General features: G+C 68.1%; 13 protein-coding genes. 8 read left to right on the forward strand and 5 right to left on the reverse strand.

What is annotated here, in order from left to right; translation table 11 throughout:
- Window positions 1-9: 9 nt before the first annotated feature.
- From G6N57_RS08945 to G6N57_RS08955, 3 genes are read left to right on the forward strand one after another with little or no spacing between them, the layout of a single operon-like run.
- Window positions 10-1,323, forward strand: a complete 1,314-nt coding sequence (locus G6N57_RS08945) for a cytochrome P450 (protein WP_077740135.1) — start codon at window positions 10-12, stop codon at window positions 1,321-1,323.
- Between the two features lies 1 nt (window position 1,324).
- The gene (locus G6N57_RS08950; protein ID WP_077740136.1) at window positions 1,325-2,077 is read left to right on the forward strand and encodes a maleylpyruvate isomerase family mycothiol-dependent enzyme; all 753 of its coding nucleotides are present in this window, start codon (window positions 1,325-1,327) and stop codon (window positions 2,075-2,077) included.
- 18 nt (window positions 2,078-2,095) lie between these two features.
- The gene (locus G6N57_RS08955) at window positions 2,096-2,464 is read left to right on the forward strand and encodes a nuclear transport factor 2 family protein (RefSeq protein WP_077741855.1); all 369 of its coding nucleotides are present in this window, start codon (window positions 2,096-2,098) and stop codon (window positions 2,462-2,464) included.
- On the opposite strand, the gene G6N57_RS08960 is transcribed toward G6N57_RS08955, so the two are convergent.
- Window positions 2,439-3,695, reverse strand: a complete 1,257-nt coding sequence (locus tag G6N57_RS08960) for a YibE/F family protein (RefSeq protein ID WP_077740137.1) — start codon at window positions 3,693-3,695, stop codon at window positions 2,439-2,441. The two genes, G6N57_RS08955 and G6N57_RS08960, sit on opposite strands and share 26 nt — an antisense overlap.
- Before the next feature lie 118 nt (window positions 3,696-3,813).
- Complete coding sequence (locus G6N57_RS08965; protein ID WP_077740138.1) at window positions 3,814-5,103, reverse strand: pyridoxal phosphate-dependent aminotransferase; 1,290 nt, start codon at window positions 5,101-5,103, stop codon at window positions 3,814-3,816.
- A gap of 235 nt (window positions 5,104-5,338) precedes the next feature.
- Here G6N57_RS08965 and G6N57_RS08970 point away from each other — a divergent pair, with 235 nt between their 5' ends.
- Entirely contained in the window at window positions 5,339-5,584 is a 246-nt protein-coding gene (locus tag G6N57_RS08970) for a hypothetical protein (RefSeq protein WP_077741856.1), read from the forward strand.
- A 68-nt stretch (window positions 5,585-5,652) separates the two neighbouring features.
- Here G6N57_RS08970 and G6N57_RS08975 read toward each other — a convergent pair whose 3' ends face one another.
- The 3 genes from G6N57_RS08975 to G6N57_RS08985 form a co-directional block, all read right to left on the reverse strand.
- Window positions 5,653-8,685 carry a heterodisulfide reductase-related iron-sulfur binding cluster gene (locus G6N57_RS08975; protein WP_097925841.1) on the reverse strand — a complete coding sequence of 1,011 codons (3,033 nt, stop codon included), beginning with the start codon at window positions 8,683-8,685 and terminating at the stop codon, window positions 5,653-5,655.
- Between the two features lie 422 nt (window positions 8,686-9,107).
- Window positions 9,108-11,600 carry an isoniazid response ATPase/transcriptional regulator IniR gene (iniR, locus tag G6N57_RS08980; protein WP_097925842.1) on the reverse strand — a complete coding sequence of 831 codons (2,493 nt, stop codon included), beginning with the start codon at window positions 11,598-11,600 and terminating at the stop codon, window positions 9,108-9,110.
- Between the two features lie 10 nt (window positions 11,601-11,610).
- The gene (locus G6N57_RS08985; RefSeq protein WP_097925843.1) at window positions 11,611-13,398 is read right to left on the reverse strand and encodes an Hsp70 family protein; all 1,788 of its coding nucleotides are present in this window, start codon (window positions 13,396-13,398) and stop codon (window positions 11,611-11,613) included.
- A 198-nt stretch (window positions 13,399-13,596) separates the two neighbouring features.
- Between G6N57_RS08985 and G6N57_RS08990 the strand changes: the two genes are divergently transcribed.
- From G6N57_RS08990 to G6N57_RS09005, 4 genes are all read left to right on the forward strand, one after another.
- Window positions 13,597-14,145, forward strand: coding sequence for an Rv0340 family IniB-related protein (locus G6N57_RS08990; RefSeq protein WP_077740141.1), 549 nt, complete (start codon window positions 13,597-13,599; stop codon window positions 14,143-14,145).
- Between the two features lie 282 nt (window positions 14,146-14,427).
- The gene (locus G6N57_RS08995; protein WP_077740142.1) at window positions 14,428-15,552 is read left to right on the forward strand and encodes an IniB N-terminal domain-containing protein; all 1,125 of its coding nucleotides are present in this window, start codon (window positions 14,428-14,430) and stop codon (window positions 15,550-15,552) included.
- Between the two features lie 95 nt (window positions 15,553-15,647).
- A complete protein-coding gene (gene iniA, locus G6N57_RS09000) occupies window positions 15,648-17,501 on the forward strand; it encodes an isoniazid-induced dynamin-like GTPase IniA (protein ID WP_077740143.1) in 1,854 nt (617 codons plus the stop codon).
- Window positions 17,502-17,561: 60 nt separating this feature from the next.
- On the forward strand, window positions 17,562-19,055 hold the full coding sequence (locus G6N57_RS09005) for a dynamin family protein (protein WP_097925792.1): 1,494 nt from the start codon (window positions 17,562-17,564) through the stop codon (window positions 19,053-19,055).
- Window positions 19,056-19,057 lie beyond the last annotated feature (2 nt).

Raw genomic sequence — 19,057 nt, forward strand, 5'->3', positions numbered from 1 at the left:
GCTCGGGCCATGCGGGAACGAATCCGGTGGATGGCCCTGCACGGGGTGGTTCGAGGCATCTCGGCGTACGGGATGCGTCATGGGGATCCTCAGGCTCGGCTGATCGCCGACCCGGCGGTGCGTGCGGATCCGGCGCCCTTCGCCGATGAGATGCGCCGTCGCGGACCGATTGTGCGCGGTCGTGCGCTCCTGATGACGTTCGACCACGACGTCGCCACCGACCTGCTGCGTTCCGACGACTTCCGGGTGTCGCGGCTCGGCGGGAACCTGCCCCGTCCGCTGCGGTGGGTGGCCGACAAGACCGATACCGGCGGGCTGCACCCCCTGATGCCGCCGTCGTTGCTCGCGACGGAACCACCTGATCACACCCGCTACCGCAAGCTGGTGTCCTCGGTGTTCACCACCCGCGCGGTCTCCCGGCTGCGTGAACGGGTCCAGGACACCGCCAACGAGCTGCTCGACTCGATGGACGGCGGCGGGGTGGTCGACATCGTCGACACCTACTGCGCGCAGCTGCCCGTCGCGGTGATCAGCGACATCCTCGGGGTGCCCGACGCGGACCGGCAACAGATCCTGCGCTTCGGCGAGCTCGGCGCGCCCAGCCTGGACATCGGGCTGACCTGGCGGCAGTACCAGGAGGTGAACTCCGGCATCCACGGGTTCGAGACCTGGCTGACCGATCACCTACGCCAACTGCGCCGCAACCCCGGCGAGGACCTGCTCAGCCAGATCATCCAGGCCTCCGAGGCCGGAGCCGCCGGGGAACCGCTCAATGAATCGGAACTGCGGGCACTGGCCGGGCTCGTGCTGGCGGCGGGTTTCGAGACCACGGTCAACCTGCTGGGCAACGGCATTCGCATGCTGCTGGATCACCCCGAACACCTGCAGACGCTGGCGGCGCGGCCCGAGCTGTGGCCGAACACAGTCGAGGAGATCCTGCGCCTGGACTCGCCGGTGCTGATGAGCGCGCGGGTCGCCCTCCGCGACACCGAAGTGGCCGGAACCTCGGTCCAGGCCGGGGAACTCGTCATCATCCATCTGGCCGGAGCCAACCGCGACCCCGCGGTGTTCACCGACCCGCACCGCTTCGACATCGAACGCGACAACGCCGGCCGGCACCTCTCGTTCTCCGGCGGCCGGCATTTCTGCCTGGGCGCAGCCCTCGCCCGAGCGGAAGGCCAGGTCGGTCTGCAGACCTTCTTCGAGCGGTTCCCCGACGCGCGGGCGGCCGGCGAAGGCAGCCGCCGTGAGACCCGAATCCTGCGGGGTTGGTCGACTCTGCCGATCGCGCTCGGGAAGGCACGCACAGCGGTAAGTTCGTGACGTGGACTTCCGAGCTGCTCTGCTCGACCAGACCCGGACCTTCGGGGAGCTGATCGCCTCCAGCGATCCTGAGACGCCGGTGCCGACGTGTCCGGAGTGGACGCTCAAGCAACTGTTCCGCCATGTCGGACGCGGAAACCGTTGGGCGGCACAGATTATCTCCGAGCGCCGGGTGTCACCCCTGGACCCCCGCGAGGTCCACGAGGGCAAACCGCCCGATGATCTCGCCGCCGCGATCGAATGGCTCAACGCCGGTGCGGCACAGATCCTCAAGGCCGTCGACCAGGTCGGCACCGACACCCGGGTGTGGACGTTTCTGGGCCCCAAACCCGGGGGTTGGTGGATCCGACGACGCGTGCACGAGGTGGCGGTACACCACACCGACGCCGCGCTGGCCCTGGGAACCACATTCGACATGCCGGCCGACCTCGCCGCCGACGCGGTCAGTGAATGGCTGGATATCTCCACCGGCATGGCCAAGAAGCGGCACGGCGAACCGCTCGCCTTGAACACCAGCATCCACCTGCACGCCACCGACGAGGGGCTCGGGCCGACAGGGGAGTGGACGGTGGAGCACGACGAGGACGGGCTCGGATGGTCGCACAGCCACGGCAAGGGCACCGTCGCGCTGCGCGGGTCGGCCAACGCCCTGCTGCTGGCCATCACCCGGCGGCGCAGTGCGGCCGACCTCGGGATCGAAGTGTTCGGCGACACCGCAACCTGGGACACCTGGCTCGACCGCACACCGTTCTGAGTGGCGTACGTTTCGTTCATGACCACTTCCGAGATCGCCACGGTTCTGGCTTGGCATGACGCGCTGAACGACCACGACATCGACACCCTGATCGCACTGTCCAGCGATGACATCGAGGTCGGAGACGCCGCCGGGGCCGCCCAGGGCCATGCCGCGCTGCGCGACTGGGCCGCATCTGCGGGCGACACCGTGACGCCGGGGCGGATGTTCGTGCACGACGGCGTGGTCGTCGTCGAACAGACCGTCCGGGCCGCAGACGGGACGGCTCACGCCGGGGCCGCCGCCTTCCGCGTGGTGCACGACCACGTCACCTCGGTGTTCCGCCATGACACTCTGGCGGCCGCGCTGGCCGCCACCGAACTCACCGAGAAGGACCTCGTCGGCTGACGTCTGCCTTCGCGGGCGTCGGCGTCGCCAGCACTGCGGCGATCCCCGTCGTCAACGGAACCGACAGGGCCAGCGCGATACCACCGACCGCGGAGCGGGCGATCTCGATGGCCACGCTCTCACCCGTCAGCACATCGGCCAACGACCGGTTGGCCACGCTGAACAACAGCAGCAGCGGCAGCGCGCTGCCGGCATAGGCCAGCACCAGGGTGTAGACGGTGCTGGCGATGTGGTCGCTGCCGACCCGCATGGCGCCGACGAAGATCGCCCGCCGGCTTCCGCCGTGCTCGGCGAGCTCGAACACCGCCGAGGCCTGGGTGATGGTCACATCGTTGAGCACACCGAGCGAGCCGATGATGAACCCGGCCAACAGCAGGCCGGTGATCGACACATTGCCCAGGTACGCGGCGACCTCGTTGTTCTGATCTTCGGACAGGCCCGTCAAATGGGCCATTTCGATTGCCGCCCAGGACAATATGGCGGCCAATAGCAGTGAGGTCAGCGTGCCCAGCAGGGCCGCACTGGTGCGCAGGCTGACGCCGTGGGCCAGATAGATCACCGCATACAGAATGGCTGCCGAGGCGACCAGCGCCACCGGTATCGCGGGGGCACCGTCGCGCAATGCGGGTAACAGGAAGATCATCAGCACGGCGAACGCCACCACGATGCCGATGATCGCCCGCAGCCCGCGCCAGCGCGCCACCGCCACGATCACCACGGCGAACACCACGGCCAGGGCGATCAACGGCCAGGTGCGCTCGTAGTCGAAGAACGCGTAGCTTGTCGTGCCGGCCTCATCGACCTGGCGGCTCACCCGAATATTGTCTCCGGCAACGAGATTCGGTTGCCCGGGGCCGGTGGTGAACTCCAGCAGCGTGTTGGCGCCCTTGTTCGGTCCGGAATCGATGGCCACCAGGTTCTGCACGCACGTGCCGCCGCCGGGGGCGGCAGGCTGCGGTTTGGAGGTCAGCACACCCCCGGCTGACGGGCTGCCGCAGTCGGCCAGGCTGCTGGACACCACGTGCCCGGCCTCGGTGGTGACGGCGCCGCCCGCGGCGTTCTGGAAAGGCAGCGGGATGTCGACCCGCTGATGGCTGGGCCACAACACGGCCGCGCCGATCAGGACCGCCAGTCCGATGGTCACCAGCAGGCCCACGACGACGCGTGCGGCCAACGGGCCCAGCGGAGACGGGCCGGCCAGCGAATGGGAGTGGGAATGCGTGTGCGCCACCCCGACAGAGTAGAGGGAGTGGCTAGCAGTTTCCCGTGGGCCGTGGTCCGCCCAGACGACGCTTTATGTCGCGGTTTGGGCAGATTTGCGCCAGAAACCGTAGTGCCGGCGCGAAGATCTACTGGCGGTAGCTCGCCAGGAAGTTGCCCAGCCGCTCGATGGCCTGGGCCAGGTCCCGCGCCCACGGCAGCGTGACGATGCGCAGGTGATCCGGTGTGGGCCAGTTGAATCCCGTGCCCTGTGTCAGCAGGATCTTCTCCTGCAACAACAGGTCGAGCACCAGCTGCTCGTCATCGTGGATGTCGTGTACCTCGGGATCCAGGCGGGGGAACGCGTAGAGCGCACCCTCTGGTTTCACACAGGAAACCCCGGGGATCTCGTTGAGCTTGGTCCACGCGGTGTCTCGCTGCTCGAGCAGCCGGCCACCCGGCAAAACCAGATCGTCGATGCTCTGATGACCGCCCAAGGCGACCTGAATGGCATGCTGCGCAGGCACATTCGGGCACAGCCGCATGTTCGACAGCAGGCTGATGCCCTCGATGAAGCTGGTCGCATGCTCCTTGGGGCCGGTGATGACCAGCCAGCCCGAGCGGTAGCCGGCCACCCGGTAGGCCTTCGACAGCCCATTGAAAGTCAGACACAGAAGGTCAGGCGCTAATGTCGCCAGCGAGATGTGCTTGGCGTCGTCGTAGAGGATCTTGTCGTAGATCTCGTCGGCCAGCAGCAGCAGCTGATGCTTGCGGGCCAACTCGACCATCTGTTCCAGGGTTTCGCGGCTGTACACCGCGCCGGTGGGGTTGTTCGGGTTGATCACGACGAGCGCCTTGGTGCGCTCGGTGATCTTGGACTCGATGTCGGCGACGTCGGGATTCCAGCCCTGCGTCTCGTCACACATGTAGTGCACCGGGGTGCCGCCGGCCAGCGCGGTCGAGGCCGTCCACAGCGGGTAGTCCGGCGCCGGGATGAGCACCTGATCGCCGTTGTCGAGCAGCGCCTGCAGGGTCATCGTGATGAGCTCGGAGACGCCGTTGCCCAGATACACGTCGTCGATGTCGAACCGGGGGAAACCCTCGACGAGTTCGTAGCGGGTGAACACTGCGCGGCGCGCGCTGGCGATGCCCTTGGAGTCGGAATACCCCTGCGCGTAGGGCAGGGCCTGGATCATGTCGCGCATGATCACGTCGGGTGCCTCGAAGCCAAACGGCGCGGGGTTGCCGATGTTGAGCTTGAGGATGCGGTGCCCTTCAGCTTCCAGCCGTGAGGCCTGCTCGTGTACCGGTCCACGGATCTCGTACAGGACGTCCTGCAGCTTCGTGGACTGGGCGAACGTACGCGGCTTCGGGTGCTGACCGGTATGCCACGGCAACTGATGGGTAGTCACGCTCACCATGGTCTCACCACAGTCCACTGATTTTGGAATTTGCCGATCTTGTAGGTGGCCACCGCCACAGTGCGCCGATTTGCCGAGGCGCGGCAACCGTGGGTGTTCCTGGCAGACACATGCCAGCCCCTGTGGGTTCCCTTGGGTGGCCGCGCACTGTCCCTGAACCTGCGCAACCATGGCTGGAACGCAAACGGCCGCCTATTTTCCCAGCTCAAAGGGTGTTTGCGTCAGCAACAAGTTCTACAAGATTGGCAATCAGATGGCACGAATTACCAGCATCCTCCGAGTCAACACCCTGGCTGCGGCGCTCGGCGGCAGCGCCGTCGTCGCGATGGGCGTCATCGCTGCGACCATGGGTGGCGCACCGGAGGGCCCGGCCACCGTCGTCTCCGGCGGATCGATGACCCTCGGTGAGACCACGACGGTCACCTACACCGGCACGATCGCCCCCGCCGTCGCGGCGCCCGCGGTCAAAGCCCCGCCCTACGGCGGCAGCGGGGGCTGACACCCCGTCTGACGCCGAACGGCCACCTTCCTTGCGGAAGATGGCCGTTCGGTGCGTTAACGACGTGCTCAGCGCTTGCCGGGGCGCTTGGCGCCCGGCTTGATGCCCAGGCCCACCACCGGAGGTTCCGGCTTGGCGGGTTCGGCGGGCTTCTCCGCAGGCTTTTCGGCCTCCGGGGTCGGCTCCGCGGCGGGCGCCGGTGCAGCCGGAGCGGCGGGCGCAGCCGGGGCGGCCTTCTTGGCGCCCGGACGACGCGCGCCTGCGGCAATGCCCAGGCCCACGACCGGCGGTTCGGCCTTGGCCGGCTCGGCTGCCGCAGGAGCGGCAGCCGGTGCCTCGGCAGCCGGAGCCGCAGGGGCAGCCGACGCGGCAGGAGCAGCCTTCTTGGCACCCGGACGACGCGCGCCGGCCGCCAACCCCAGACCCTTCACCGGAGCCGCGGGTGCAGCCGGGGCCGCCGGTGCCTCGGCAGCCGGAGCGGCCGGAGCGGCCGACGCCGCAGGAGCGGCGGTCTTCTTGGCACCTGGACGCTTGGCGCCACCGGCGATACCCAGACCCTTGACCGGAGCAGCCGGAGCGGCGGCTGCTTCAGCCGGAGCCGCGGACGCCGCGGGAGCCGCCGTCTTCTTGGCGCCCGGACGCTTGGCGCCACCGGCCATGCCCAGGCCCTTGACCGGGGCGGCAGCCGCGGCCGGAGCGGCGGGTGCAGCCGGTGCCTCGGCAGCAGGTGCCGCCTCGGCTGCCGGGGCTTCCTCGACGACCGGTGCCGGTGCCGCAGCTGCGGCCTTGGCCTCCGCTTCGGCGCGTGCCTCGGCCCGCTTCTCGGATTCCTTTGCCGCCGTGCCCTTCTCGGGCAGCGTGATGGAGCTCTTGTCCAGCGAGTTCAGCAGCAGCTGAGCCACGTCGAGGACTTCGGCCTTCTCGACGTTGCGGGCAGCAGCCACGTCGTCGACACCGTCGGTGATCATCACGCGGCAGAACGGGCAGCCGGTCGCGATGGTCGAGGCGGTGTCCATCGCCTCTTCGGTGCGCTCCACGTTCACGCGCTTGCCGATGTGCTCTTCCATCCACATCCGCGCACCACCGGCACCACAGCACAGGCCGCGGTCGGCGTGGCGGGGCATTTCCTTGAGTGTCACGCCGGAAGCCTCGACCAGCTCGCGAGGAGCCTCGTAGACCTTGTTGTGGCGACCCAGGAAGCACGGGTCGTGGTAGGTGACCTCGGGGCCGCCGGTGGACTTGACCGGAACCAGCTTCTTGTCCCGGACCAGGCGGTTCAGCAGCTGTGTGTGGTGCACGACGGTGTAGTTGGCACCCAGCTGCGGGTACTCGCGGCCGATCGTGTTGAAGCAGTGCGGGCAGGTGACGATGATCTTGCGATCGACGGTCTCGACACCCTCGAACAGCTCGTTGATGGTCTCGACGTTCTGCGCGGCGAGCTGCTGGAACAGGAACTCGTTGCCGGAGCGGCGAGCCGAGTCACCGGTACAGGTCTCGCCGGTGCCCAGGACCAGGAACTTCACGCCCGAGGCGGCCAGCAGCTCGGCGACGGCCTTGGTGGTCTTCTTGGCGCGGTCCTCGTAGGCGCCGGCGCAACCGACCCAGAACAGGTACTCGAAGCCGTCGAAGCTCTCGACGTCCTCGCCGTAGACCGGCACGTCGAAGTCGACCTCGTCGATCCAGTTGGTGCGGTCCTTGGCGTTCTGGCCCCAGGGGTTGCCCTTGGTCTCCAGGTTCTTGAACAGCACGCCGAGCTCACCGGGGAACTCCGACTCGACCATGACCTGGTAGCGGCGCATGTCGACGATGTGGTCGATGTGCTCGATGTCGACCGGGCACTGCTCGACGCAGGCGCCACAGTTGGTGCAGGACCACAGCACGTCGGGGTCGATGACGCCGCCCTGCTCGGCGGTGCCGACCAGCGGGCGTAGCGCCTGCTCGGGGCCGGAGCCCTCGATCCGGGCGAAGCCGTCCTCGGGCACACCGTGGCCGTGCAGGCTGTCGCCCAGCTTGGCGAAGTCGACCGAGCCTTCCTCGGGCATCTCCTTGCCTTCGATGATGTACGGCGCCTTGGCGAACAGGTGATCGCGCAGGTTCATCATCACGAGCTTGGGAGACAGCGGCTTGCCGGTGTTCCAGGCCGGGCACTGCGACTGGCAGCGACCGCACTCGGTGCAGGTCGCCATGTCGAGGTTGGCCTTCCAGGTGAAGTCCTCGATACGGCCCTTGCCGAACACCGCGTCTTCGGCGGGATCCTCGAAGTCGATCTTCTCGCCCTTGTATTCCATCGGCAGCAGCGGGCCGAGGCCGTTGGGCAGACGCTTGAAGGTGACGTTGATCGGGGCCAGACCGATGTGCAGGTGCTTGGAGTGCAGCACGATCAGCAGGAAGGCCAGCATGACGCCGAGGTGGGCGAGCAGCGCCAGGCTCTCCAGCCAGACGTTGGCGGTGTGGCCCAGCGGAGCCAGCAGCTTGGCCATACCGTCCGAGAAGAAGGCACCCGACTGGTAGGGGAAGTTCTCGCCGAGCACGTTGACGGCCGCACCGCGGAACACCGCGTAGGTCGCGATGACCAGGAAGATCATGATGAGGATCGTCCAGGCGCCGCCGTTGTGCGAGCCGTAGAAGCGGGACTCGCGGCCCAGCTGCTCAGGGTTCTTCCGGATACGGATGATCGCGAAGACGATGATGCCGGCCAGCACGGCGACGGCGAAGAAGTCCTGAAGGAAGCCCAGTACCGCCCAGCGGCCGACGAACGGGATGTGGAACTCGGGGTCGAACAGCACGCCGTAGGCCTCGAGGTACACCGTGGCCAGGACGAAGAAGCCCCACATGGTGAAGAAGTGCGCGATGCCGGGGATCGACCACTTCAGGAGCTTCGACTGGGCGAAGACCTCCTTGTTCTGGTTCAGGAAGCGCTCAACCAGATGGTCCTTACGGCCGCGCTCGTCGCCGACCTTCTGACCCGAGCTGATCAGCTTCGTGAGCCACATGACGCGCTTGGCGGCGAACGCCAAAACGACGAGCGTGGCGAGCACACCGAGAATCAGCCGCGCCACCACAAGGGTGTGTTCGAGACTCTCCACCAGAAACGCCTCCATTCGCGAGTTACTCGCGGGTAACTTGGGCATAGTTACCCGTCGGTAACTTAGCTTCCTTCAGCTCATAGTGACATTTAGGTGTTTCTTACCGCTACCGAGGCTTACCTAACTTTGAGGGCACAGTGGTATAGCTCTCAGCTCCTGTCGGCGGCGGCCGCCACGTCAAGAATCGAAAAGTGGCAAAGAATGCGAATGTCGAAAACGGCATTCGTGGCTACATTCCCGCAGCGGACGGCTCAGCGACCCGTTGAGCGTCCGAACCACACCCACGAGGTAAGGACTGCGATGCACGTAGCTGCTCGCCCACATCTCACTGCGGGGGTCGCGAGGCCGGCGACGATGGCGGGGCCAGCAGCGACTGATCGGCACTACGCGGCGGATTGCTGCCACATGTTGACAGCAATCCCCCGCGTTATCGCGGCTCAGCCCTGCGGCGCGAGCATCGCCCGCAACATCGAGATCATCTCCGTACGGGACTCAGCGCCGAGGCGCCGCCGAATGCGGGCGACGTGATGCTCGACGGTCTTGGCCGAGATGAACAACTGACTGCCGATGTCGCGGTAGGGCATCCCGAGCAGGAGGAGTTCGGCGACCTCGCGCTCGCGGTCGGACAGCTTGGTCGACGCCGGGGCCGGGGCGGGCTGCGTCGAAGCGCCGGCCGGAGCCGCCGATGACGCGACCTCGACCTCCTCGACCGCACTGGTCTGCTTCAGATCGCGGGCCAGTTGCAGCATCGCCTGTGACACCCGCGCGTCCGGGGTCTGCAGCGCGGCCTGGCTGGCCAGCCGGGTGCCATCCCAGGTCAGGCCAAACTGGGACAGTGCGCGAGCTGCGCCCGTCACCTCGTCGATGTCGACGTGGTTGGCCAGCACTCGCAACCAGGTGCGCCCGCCATTGGCCAGCGCGCGGGCGAAGGCGCTCTGCCCGGCGGCCGCCGTCAACGCCTGCCCATGTGGGGCGACGGCGCCGGGGGAGTTGGCCAGGATCCCGGCGTGCACACCGGCCCAATGCAGGGGCACCGACCACAACACCGGATTGCCGAGCGCCGCAAGCAGATTCCACGCCTCGGCCAGCGTGTGCTCCAGGCGGTCGACCTGACGCATGCGGGCACCGGCCACCCACAACTCGCCCAGCGGTAGCAGCGAGAACAGGTCGATCGAATACTCGGCGAGCACCTCCACCGCGGCATACCAATACTTCTGCACTGCGCCGCTGTCCCCGCTGCGCCGGGCGATCGCAGTACGAAGCGCGGCGGCCCACAAGGCGTCGCGCCGGTGCAGCTCCTCACCGGCTTCGGCCGCGGCAGCGTCGGCCCCGGCCGCTCCGAGCTGACCGTCCTGCATCTTCACCCAGCCCAGCAGCAGGCGGTGCCGGGCCGCGCTGAATGCCTCGTCACCGGCCGCCCCCGCGCGGACGGCCCGGCTGATCACACTGCGCGCGCGCACCGAGTCGCCCCCGTGCAGCGCCGCCAGCGTCACCAACGCAGCCGGGGTGTCGGGGGCGACGCCGCCGGCCTGATATTCCGTTGTGACGGCCTGGCCCAGCCGAGCCACGGTCACGGCGAACGGCTGATCGAGCGACAGCACCAAACCTTCGGCCAGGCTGCGGGCGGCGCGTGCCGTCGAGGTGGGTGGCCCGACAGCGTCGGAACTTGACGACGCTCGCGCGGCCTCGGCGTCACCAGCGGCGAGAAAGCAGGTCGCGGCGGCTGAGCTGACCAGCACATCCGGGTACGAGCCGAGCCAGCGGAACAGATCGGCCGCCTGGGCCGCGCCGCCGTCGTGCAGGGCGACGCTGGCCGCGATCCGCACCGCGGTGGCCCGTTCGGCCGGATCCTCCGAGGCGAGCAGCTCGTCGGCCATCCGCGCCGCCGTCGTGCAGTCCCCGGCCAGGGCCAGTGCATCGGCCAGTCGGGTACTCACCGCCGCCGCGCCCGCTGTGACCGCGGCGCGGTAGAGGCGGGCTGCCCGTGCGGGCCGGGCGCGGTTGTGGGCGGCGTGCTCGGCGAGTGCCTCGGCCAGCCGGTCGTCACGCAGGCCATGCTCGGCCAGCCGCACCGCGAGGTCGGCCGACAATGTGGACAGCTCGAGTTGTGAAGTGAGAAGCGAGGTTTCGATCTCATGGTGGCGGGCGGCGCCGGCGATCTGGGCGAGTGACTCGTGAACCATCCGCACGAACCGCCGGTCGTGTGACGGCTCCACCAGGCCGCCGGCCCGGGCTCGATCCACCAGGGCTGACGCCTCGGCGCTGGGCAATCGCAGCGCGGCCGCCACATCGTCGGGACCGAGGTCGTGACTCAAGGACAGGATCAGCAGTGCGTCGCGGGTGTCGTCGTCGAGCCGGCGCAACCGCTGCAGCAGGGTGAACCGGGCCGCGTCCGCCTGCGCCTCGGCCACCGCTGTTGCCGACAGCAGAAACGGCAGCCCCGCGGTGGCGGCCAGCACCGACCGAACCGTTTCCTGAGTCGCCGGCGCTGTCGAAGCCGTGCTCAGCACCCGACCCACATCGGCGACCGTCAGCGGACCGAGCCGGACCGCGGGGTTCTCCCGTTCCAGGGCGGTAGCCAAGGCGACCAACGGCACGCGATGAGTCAACGGCTCGCTCGCCACCACGACGGTCGAGGACGAATCGGCGACTTTCTCTGCGAGGCGGTCGATTTCGCTGTCGTCGAGCAGGTGCGCATCGTCGATGACGAATGCGGCTTCGGGTGCGTCGTCCGGTCGGGGTGCACGGGTCAACACGACGCGGTCGGCCTGGCGCAACGCCTCGCGGATCTCGGCGAGCACCGTGCTCTTGCCTGTTCCGATGCCGCCGGAGACCAGCAGCTTGACCGGTGCGGTCGGGTTGGCCAGGACGGCGTCGATCGCCGGCCGGGCCGCCAACGGGAGCTCCGGAGCAGAATCCGGTGCGGTCATCACGGCCGGCCTAGGCGCCGCCGTCGCCCTCCGCCGCCGCAGTGGTCGTGACCGGCGGCTGGGTGGTGGTGGGCGGCTTTGTCGTAGTCGGTGGCTGCGTGGTTGTCGTCGGCGGTTGCGTCGTGGTGGTCGTGGTGCGGGTGGTGGTGGTTGTCGTCGGCTGCGTAGTCGTCGTTGTCGTGGTGGTCGTCGTTGTGGTGGTCGGGTTGGTCGTCGTGGTGGTTTCCGGCGGTGGAGTCGTGGTCTCCGGCGGCGGAGGCGGCGGTACCACGACCGTGGTGGTCTTGACTCCGTCCGGCCCCTCGGTCACGGTCGTGACCGGCTCAGGAGGCGGCCCCTCCATCGAGTAGGTGGTGCTCGTCTCGGTGACCGGGGTCGAATCCCCTTCGGAGCTGGTCAAAGTCACCGCAAGCCCGCCGGCGGCCAGCAGCACGGCCGCGGCTGCGGCGCCGAACAGGATCGTCGGGCGTTTGTACCAGGGAAGCGGAGCCGGGCCGGCGTCGAACATCTCCTCGTCGTGGGCGAACTCGACCGACGGCCGCGCTGCCGTCGAGCCCGCCGGAGTCTCGTACTCGCCGCCCGCATACGGCACCGGCTCATTGCCGGGCGCGTCGTCCTGCGACCAGGCCAGTGCTCCGAAGTTGCCCGATTCGGCCCCGGCTGCCGGCGCCTGACTCGTCGGCGCCATGCCCGTCGGCGCGTCGGCGCCGGTGACCTCGGGAGCCAAACCCGTTGGCGCCTCGGCGGCCGCCACGATGGGGGCCATCCCGGTCGGCGCACCCGCGTCGATGACCCGCTCGGCCACCAGTGCCGCCCCGGCGGCCACGCTGAACTGTGGGCGCGGAGTGGTGGCGACCGTTGTGCGTAGGCGTTCCGAGAGCCGTTGGGTGACAAGAGGAATCGCCGCACCACCGCCGACGGTGGCCACCGCGTTCACACTCGACAACGCAATGTTGTTGCGCTGCAACGTGTCTTCGATGGCATCCAACAGGCCCGCCAGCGGCGCGGACATGAGTTGGTCGAGTTCGGGACGGGTCACCCGGACATCGGAGTTGAACCCTGGTAGCTCGGTGCGAATCACCGCGGCGGTGTTGGCGGACAACTGCTCCTTGGCCTGACGGCACTCGGCCCGCAACCGGGCCAGCGATCCCACAGCTGCCGTGCCTGCCGGGTCGGCATCGTTGGCCGCGGCGACGCCGCTGAGCACATGGTTGAGCAAGGCCTGGTCGATCAGGTCGCCGGAGAAATCCGGATAACGCACCGTCGGTCCGATGGTGGCGAACGCCGCACCGGCGTCGGCCAGGGTCACGCTGGTGCCACTGCCACCGAGATCGCACAACACCACGACGCCCTCGGTGGGCAACCCCGGATCGGCCTGCAGGGCCGCCAGCGCGGTCAGGGAGTCGGGTACCAGGCCCGGAGCGGCGCCATTGGGGGCCAGCGCGGGATAACGAGGCAGTACATCGCGCAGAGCGCTGACGGTGCTCGGACCCCAGTGCGCCGGCACGGCGATCACCACCGGTGCGCCGCCACCGGCAAGGCGTGCCATCGCGGCCAACGCCTCGGCCAGCACCAGCTCACCGCGGTGCTGGGACCCATCGGCGGCGACCAGCGGAACCGGATCACCCACCCGCTCCACGAAGCCGGCCAGCGGCAGTCCGTTGCCGGCGTACTCGCCCACGTCCGGGGCGCGGTCGTTGTGCAGGGTGAGGATCGATCGGCGGATCACCGGTTGGCGACCCTCGCGGGCTGCCACCAGGTTGGTCATCCCGATCGACAATCCCAGTGAGTCGGTCATCAGGCGTCACTCCTGTTGTCTCGGCCGAAACCTCACCCTAGCTGCTGAGACCTCCGCAGCCCGTGATTGATCCCCTAGTGGCGTCAATCCCCTAATGTCCGCCCCCCTAATGCCGGGTTGGGAGGGGTGGGTTCGGCACCGATCCCAGCGCCCTCACAGCTGGCTAGCATTCAAATCGAACTGTTGAGGAGGTGGAGCATGGCGAACACATTGCTGGACTTTGTGATGTCGCTGGTACGCGACCCTGACGCCGCTGCCCACTATGCCGCGGATCCGGCACAGGCTATCGCCGACGCTCATTTGACCGATGTGACCAGCGCGGACGTCAACAACCTGATTCCCGTCGTCTCGGAGTCGCTGTCGACGGCCGGCGCCAACGGCGGATTCGGCGACCTTGGTGCCGCCGACTCCAGCGGCAACGTATGGGCCAGCGGCGCTGCGACGGCGGCGTTCGACGCCTTCGGCGATCACGTGCCGCTCGATTCCCCCAACGACGCCTGGGACGCGACGGCGGGCAACGTCATCGACCAGTCCGGCTCGCTGGACCATCTCGCCACCGCCGCGTCGACCATCGATGATGGCGGCCTGGCGGATCAGCCGCTCGACGATCTGTCGCTGCAGCTCACCGAGCCCGTCATCGAGGACGCGCCGATCGTCGATCCGGCGCCGACTCCCGACTGGGCCCAGCCGATCATCGACGACCAGCACCACACCGACAGCGGTGGGGGATTCGACATCTTCGACTGATCAGCCCCGCGTCGGAAAAGCGCACGACCCAAGTGGTCGTGCGCTTTTTCGCATTTACCTGCGGAAACGTCAATACTACTGGGGCTTGGACCCGCTACCCCCACCTATCCCCTAACCCCCTATTGGGGTAACCCCCTGCACCCCGAGTAGGGGCGGTACGGGGAGGGGAATCGACCCCGTTTCCGGGGCTGCCGCGGATCCATAAATTGGTCTCCAGATCGCCGGACAGCCCGGCGGGGGAACTCGCAAGAACTTCCCACAACAACCGAAAGGGTTGGAGCAATGGCAATCTCACTGATCGACTTCATCCTGGACCTGTTCCGCAGCCCCGCCTCGGCAGCTTCGTTCATCGCCGACCCGGACGGCAGCCTGCGCGACGCCGGCCTGCCGAACGTGACTGCGGCCCAGCTGCACGCCGTCGCGGCCACCGCGGCCCCAGCCGGTGTCCTCCTCGGGGGCGGCAACCCGGTGCTCGGCCTGCAGCGCGCGGTCGCCGATCACCACAGCATCCCGGCGCAGTTCGCCAACCAGGTGGCCTCGCCGTTCTCCCCGCAGACCCAGTTCGCGCCGGAGGTGGCCAGCCGCAACAACACCGATTTCGCCAGCCACAACGACACCGATTTCGCCAGCAACAACCACACGCCGATCATGAGCCCCAACCAGGACGCCGGCGCCAACGCCCAGCAGGGTGCGTTCAACCTCGGCTTCGGTGACATCACCCTCGGCGACAAGAGCACCAACACCGCCACCAACGGCGGCGTAGTGGTCGACGGGGACAACGATGGCGACATCGTCAGCGGTGACGGCGCCGTGCTCGGTGACGGCAACACCACCAACAACGGTGACATCTGGGCCGGCGCCGGATCCAACGTCGCCGTGGGCAAGGACAACGACATCGAGGACAACTCGCAGACCGCCGGCGGGGACCTGATCTCCGACAACGAGGGCCCGGTCATCAGCGACGTCGATATGAGCGGCGGCCACGGCGGCGGCGCTTCCGGCGGCGACAGCCTGATCGGTATCGGCAGCGGTGGTGCCTCCGGTGGCGACGGTGGCAACGCCGGCTCGATCATCCTCACCGATGCGTCCACCACCGCGGTCGGCGGCAACCAGACCACGGTCGACGGCGACTACGGCAGCCGCAACACCCAGGACAACTCGGTTAGCACCTCGGTGCAGACGGAGACGCACTCCAGCGTCGAGGACAACTCCTCGTCCTACTCGTCGAACATCGCCTCGGGCAACGAAACTGCACTCGGTTCCGGCAACGAAACCAACACCGCGCTCGCGTCGGGCAACAGCTACGACACCAGCTCGGCATTCGGTTCCGGCAACAGCTACGAGTCGCAGTCGCACACCGACGTCGCGTCGCACAATGCGACCGACACCGGGTTCGACGCCTTCTGATCCGATCGCCATAGGGGCGGGGGCCATCCGTACGCGGGTGGTCCCCGCCCTATTGGCGCGCCTACCGTTGAGCCCGGCACGCAGGAGGAAATCTGATGACGCAACCGAACGACCAGCGCAACGCCGCAGCGGGCGACCCGCGCAAGGTCAAGGTGATCGTCGAACTCATCGACCACACCAGCACGATCGCCGCCACCTACGACCGCGGCGACCTCGTGGAGCGGCTGCGCGTGGCGAAGGTGCGCATCAGCGACCCGCAGATCCGGGTGGTCATCGCCGGCCAGCTCAAGCAGGGCAAGAGCCAGCTGCTGAACTCGCTGCTCAACATTCCGGTGGCCCGCGTCGGTGATGACGAGTCCACCGTGCTGGCCACGGTGGTCGCCTACGGTGAGCAGCCGTCGGCGCGGCTGGTGGTGGCCCGGCCCGACGGGGCCGAACCCGAACTGATCGAGATCCCGCCTTCGGAGGTGACCAACGACCTGCGCCGGGCTCCCCAGGCCGGCGGGCGTGAGGTGTTGCGGGTGGAGGTCACCGCGCCGAGCCCACTGCTCAAGGGCGGGCTGGCCTTCGTCGACACTCCGGGTGTCGGCGGCCTTGGACAGCCGCATCTTTCGGCGACCCTGGGCCTGCTGCCCGACGCCGACGCGCTGCTGATGGTCAGCGACACCAGCCAGGAGTTCACCGAACCGGAGATGACCTTCATCCGGCAGGCCATCGAGATCTGCCCGGTGGCAACGATTGTCGCGACCAAGACCGACCTCTACCCGCATTGGCGTGAGATCGTCGGCGCCAATACCGGCCACCTGCAGCGGGCGGGCGTGCACGTGCCCATCACCCCTGTTTCCAGCGTGCTGCGCAGCCACGCGATCCAGCTCAACGACAAAGAGCTCAACGAGGAATCGAACTTCCCGGCCATCGTGAAGTTCCTGTCCGACCGAGTGCTGAACCGTGAGAGCGACCGGATCCGCGACCAGGTGGTCGCGGAAATCCATTCGGCCGCAGAGCATCTGCTGTTGGCGGTCGACTCGGAGCTGTCCGCCTTCACCGATCCCGACGAACGCGAGCGACTCACCGCCGAGCTGGAACGGCGCAAGCAGGAAGCCCAGGATGCGCTGCAACAGACCGCGCTGTGGCAGCAGGTGCTCAACGACGGCATCTCCGACCTGACCGCCGACGTCGACCACGATCTGCGCAACCGGTTCCGCAACATCACCCAGCACGCCGAGAAGGTGATCGACACCGGCGACCCCACGCTGCACTGGGCCGAGATCGGCTCGGAGCTGGAGGAGGCAGTGGCCACCGCGGTCGGCGACAACTTCGTCTGGGCCTACCAGCGTGCCGAGGCGCTCGCCGCCGAAGTCGCCCGCACCTTCACCGAGGCGGGTCTGGAGGCGGTGCAGCTGCCGCAGATCGACGCGCGCGACATGGGTGCCGGATTCGGTGAGATGAAATCGCTGGCCCGCCTGGAGGCCAAACCGATCAAGGCGGGACACAAGGTCATCACCGGCATGCGCGGCTCCTACGGCGGTGTGCTGATGTTCGGCATGCTCACTTCCTTCGCCGGGCTGGGCATGTTCAACCCGCTGTCTTTGGGCGCCGGTCTGGTGCTGGGCCGCAAGGCCTACAAGGAGGACATGGAGAACCGCATGCTCCGGGTGCGCGCTGAGGCCAAGACCAACATGCGCAAGTTCATCGACGACGTCGCCTTCGTCGTCGGTAAGGAATCGCGGGACCGGCTCAAAGGCATCCAGCGGCAACTGCGCGACCACTACCGCGAGATCGCAAACCAGACCACCCGGTCGCTCAACGAGTCGCTGCAGGCCACGCTCGCTGCGGCGAGGACCGAGGAGTCCGAACGCAACACTCGGGTCAAAGAGTTGGAGCGGCAGAAGAACATCCTGACCCAGGTGGTCGACCACGCCCAGAACCTGGCCGCAGCGGGCAACTAAGCTCCAAGAGCTAGTTTTCGATCTCCGGGTTTCCGGTTTGGAAGGGGTGGACTCCGCAGCGTGAGCACGGCCGATCAGGTGCGCTCGATTCTGGGCGGCACCATCAAGGCGTACCGGGGCGACCCGGCCTACCTCAATCGGCCCGACGTGCACAACGAGCTCGACCGCATCGGGCGCAGGCTCAACCAGCCGATCCGCATCGCGCTGGCCGGCCCGCTCAAGGCGGGCAAGTCGACGCTCGTCAACGCCCTGGTCGGGGAGGACATCGCGCCCACCGATGCCACCGAGGCGACCCGCATCGTCACCTGGTTCCGGCACGGGCCCACACCCAAGGTGACGGCCAACCACCGCGGCGGCCGCCGCTCCAATGTCCCGATCGCGCGAGACCCGCACGACCGCGGTCTGACCTTCAGCTTCGCCGGGCTCAACCCAGAAGACGTGATGGACCTCGACGTCGAGTGGCCGGCTGCCGAGCTCGTCGACACCACGATCATCGACACCCCTGGCACCTCGTCGCTGTCGCGTGACGTCTCGCTGCGAACCCACCGGCTGCTGGTGCCAGAGGACGGCGTGCCCCGCGTCGACGCCGTGGTGTTCCTGTTGCGCACCCTCAACGCGGCCGACATCGCGCTGCTCAAACAGATCGGTGAGCTGGTCGGCGGGTCCTCCGGCGCGCTCGGCGTCATCGGCGTGGCCTCACGGGCCGACGAGATCGGGGCCGGCCGCATCGACGCGATGATGTCCGCAAAGGACGTGGCCAAGCGGTTCACCGAAGAGATGGACAAGACCGGCATCTGCCAGGCCGTCGTCCCGGTGTCCGGACTGCTCGCCCTGACCGCCCGCACGCTGCGGCAGAGCGAATTCGTCGCACTGCAGAAGCTCGCAAGCATCGAGCCCGCCCAACTGACGAAGGCGATGCTCTCGGTGGACCGGTTCGTCCGCGAGGACAGTGCGCTGCCGGTGGACGCGGCCACCCGGGCGGCGTTGCTGGACCGGTTCGGGATGTTCGGCATCCGGATCTCGATCGCGGTCATACACGCGGGGGTGTCCGACTCCGTCGCCCTGGCCGACGAACTGCTGGAACGCAGCGGCCTGATTGCCTTGCGCGACGTGATCGACCAGCAGTTCGCACAGCGTTCAGAGCTGCTCAAGGCGCACACCGCGCTGCTGTCGTTACGGCAGTTCGTGCAGGCCAACCCGATCTACGCAACGCCATACATCCTGGCCGACATCGACCCGCTGCTCGCCGACACTCATGCCTTCGAAGAGCTGCGGTTGCTCAGCCTGTTGCGCTCGCGTCCCACGACGTTGAACGAGGACGAGATGGCCTCACTGCGCCGCATCATCGGCGGCTCGGGCACCGATGCGGCCAGCCGACTCGGGTTGCAGCCCGACGCCCCGTTCGACGGGCCTCGCTCGGCCTTCGCCGCGGCGCAGCGCTGGCGGCGGCGGGCGGATCACCCGCTCAACGATCCGTTCACCACACGGGCCTGCCGGGCCGCGGTGCGCAGTGCCGAGGCGCTGGTCGCCGAGTACGCGTCACGCCAGTACTAACG

This window comes from Mycolicibacterium boenickei (assembly GCF_010731295.1).
In the GTDB taxonomy this organism is placed as follows: domain Bacteria; phylum Actinomycetota; class Actinomycetes; order Mycobacteriales; family Mycobacteriaceae; genus Mycobacterium; species Mycobacterium boenickei.